This window comes from Stenotrophomonas sp. HMWF023, from assembly GCF_003060985.1.
Classification (GTDB): Bacteria; Pseudomonadota; Gammaproteobacteria; order Xanthomonadales; family Xanthomonadaceae; genus Stenotrophomonas; species Stenotrophomonas lactitubi.
In genome coordinates this window covers 635-2,907 of record NZ_QAIJ01000348.1, presented here as the reverse complement: position 1 = coordinate 2,907, position 2,273 = coordinate 635, and the positions used below count along the sequence as shown (strand labels likewise).

Annotated in this window: 3 protein-coding genes and 1 pseudogene; 3 read left to right on the top strand and 1 reads right to left on the bottom strand. The window is 67.4% G+C overall.

Features of this window, described 5'->3' with window-relative positions; all coding sequences use genetic code 11:
- The 3 genes from DBR20_RS23665 to DBR20_RS21200 form a co-directional block, all read left to right on the top strand.
- The coding region (locus DBR20_RS23665; protein WP_258223462.1) for a GGDEF domain-containing protein at nt 1-318 on the top strand (318 nt) is incomplete at its 5' end.
- A gap of 89 nt (nt 319-407) precedes the next feature.
- Nucleotides 408-860, top strand: a complete 453-nt coding sequence (locus tag DBR20_RS21205) for a DUF4442 domain-containing protein (RefSeq protein ID WP_032975063.1) — start codon at nt 408-410, stop codon at nt 858-860.
- A gap of 53 nt (nt 861-913) precedes the next feature.
- Nucleotides 914-1,633, top strand: coding sequence for a hypothetical protein (locus DBR20_RS21200; protein WP_108268276.1), 720 nt, complete (start codon nt 914-916; stop codon nt 1,631-1,633).
- On the opposite strand, the pseudogene DBR20_RS23660 reads toward DBR20_RS21200, so the two are convergent.
- Nucleotides 1,608-2,273: pseudogene (locus DBR20_RS23660) on the bottom strand (hypothetical protein); the annotation flags it as partial. The gene DBR20_RS21200 and the pseudogene DBR20_RS23660 sit on opposite strands and share 26 nt — an antisense overlap.

Below are 2,273 nucleotides of genomic sequence, written 5' to 3'. Positions count from 1 at the left end.
ATCCAGGCGCATGCCCGGCGCCCCCGTGACATGGCCGCCCGCTACGGCGGCGACGAGTTCGCACTGGTGCTGCCCGACACCCCGGTTGAAGGCGCACGGCAGGTGATCGAAGACCTGATCTCCTGCATACGCGCCCTGCCGCCGCCCGGCGATGGCAGCGACACGGGTGTCACCCTGACCATCGGCGTCTACACCCGTGTGCCGGACAGCGACCTGCAACCGCATCATTTCGTCGAAGGCGCCGACAACGCGCTTTACCGGGCCAAGGACAATGGCCGCGACGGCTATGTGATCGACGGCGGCACGCCCGGGCCGTAGCGGCCGGCCGGCCTGATGTGGATGCCACGGGCTACAACATACGCATGCGAATGGTTAGACTGGGGCCCCGCCCCCTGCCCGGTTCCCGCATGAAAGCCAGCACGTTCCGCTTCGGCATCAATCTGTGGCCACCGTTCCTGTTCACCGGCATCCATGTCACCCGGATCACCCCGGACTACCGGCAGATCGACGTGGAACTGCGCCTGCGCCCCTGGAACCGCAACTACGTCGGCACCCACTTCGGCGGCAGCCTGTTCGCGATGACCGATCCGTTCTGGATGCTGGGCCTGATGCACACCCTCGGCCGTGACTATTACGTCTGGGATCGCGCCGGTGCGATCGATTTCCTCAAGCCCGGCCGTGGAACCGTGCGCACGTCCTTCCGCATCGACGACGCCCTGTTGGATGAACTGCGTACGGCGGCGGCCGGTGGCGAAAAAGTGCTGCGCTGGTTCAGCAACGACGTGGTCGACGAAGCCGGCGAGGTCGTCGCGCAGGTACGCAAGCAGGTCTATGTGCGCTTGAAGCCACACGCACGGTAAAGCGGGCCGGCTGACGCCCCGCTATCCTCTGCAGCCCTGCCATGGAGGCTGCAATGCGCCTTTTCGTCCTTGCTGCGGCGCTGACCGCCCTGCCCTTCGCCGCCAGCGCACTGGATGTGCCGCCGGTGCGCTACCCCATCCTGCCGACGCACGCCGCTACGGCCGAGGCTTTCGTACCTGCCGGCTGGGCGCTGGAATACAGGATTGAAGGCGACCTCGACCAGGACGGGCGCAGCGACCTTGCGCTGGTGCTGCGCCAGCAGGACCCGCGCAACATCATCGAGCACGATGGGTTCGGGCCGTCGCCGTATGACAGCAACCCGCGCATCCTCGCCATCGCCTTTGCGCGACCGTCCGGTTATGTGCTGGCCGCGCAGAACCACACACTCATTCCGCGGCCGGACTCGCCCGTGCTCAGCGACGCGCTGGCAGAAGGCACCGGCGTATCGATCCAGCGCGGCGCACTGCGGGTAGGGCTGTATTCGTTCTCCAGCGCGGGCAGCTGGTCGACCAGCACCACCACGTTCACGTTCCGCTGGCAGGAAGGCGCCTTCGCGCTGATCGGTTACGACCGCGACTCGATGATGCGCAATTCCGGGCAGACCGAGGGCCTCAGCGTGAACTTCTCCACCGGCAAGGTGAAGCTGACCGAAGGCAGCATGCAGGACGACAAGGAACAGGTGCGATGGCAGACCCTGGGTGACCGCAAGCGCTGGACGCTGGACAGCGTTGGCGATGGCTGGGCATTCAATCCGCTCGGCGACGGCGACTGAGCCCGGGCCAGTCCGCCCGCAACGGCATCGAGATTTCCGGGCCCTCGCCTTCGCGCGCAGGTCCCCGCCGCAGTACCTGCAGGTAGCGACCGTCGGCAGACAGTTGTGGCATGCGGGCGTCCGAACGCCACTGTGCCGGTAACCGCGCCAGTGCCTCGTCGGGTGGCCCCGGCTGTTGCCGCAGCCAGCGCTGCGCGCCGAGCAGGCGGATCATCGCCGCCGTGTCCTGGCTGCGCGCAGCGTACTGTGCGTAGGACGGCCCGGCGATGGCGCTCAATGTGCACCCCAGCGGATTGGCCACGCAGCCCACGTCCCATCGGGGCGATAGCGGGACAAGGAGCGGGACATCGGCTGCCAGCGCCTTGGCTGCAGCGGGGCGGCATGCCCAGCCGAAATTGCCGGCGATCCGGGCCAGGGTGTGGTCGCGATCCAGCAGCAGACGGCTACCTGCTGTCTGCGTGGACGCCTCGATGGCGGCCTTGTTCATCGCAAATTCGCCCTGCATCGCATGACACAGGCTCTGCTCGTCGGCGTCCAGCGGCTGCAGCGCCGCCTCGCAGGAGGCGGGCAGCACGTAATCCGGTGATTGCTCGACCAGCATGTCAGCCAGCAATGCAGCATGGGTCCTCACCACGGCGGC

What these genes read in the sequence shown, in the direction of transcription:
- DBR20_RS21205 (WP_032975063.1), top strand. Translation starts at nt 408, where the DNA reads ATGAAAGCCAGCACGTTCCGCTTCGGCATCAATCTGTGGCCACCGTTC.
- DBR20_RS21200 (WP_108268276.1), top strand. Translation starts at nt 914, where the DNA reads ATGCGCCTTTTCGTCCTTGCTGCGGCGCTGACCGCCCTGCCCTTCGCC.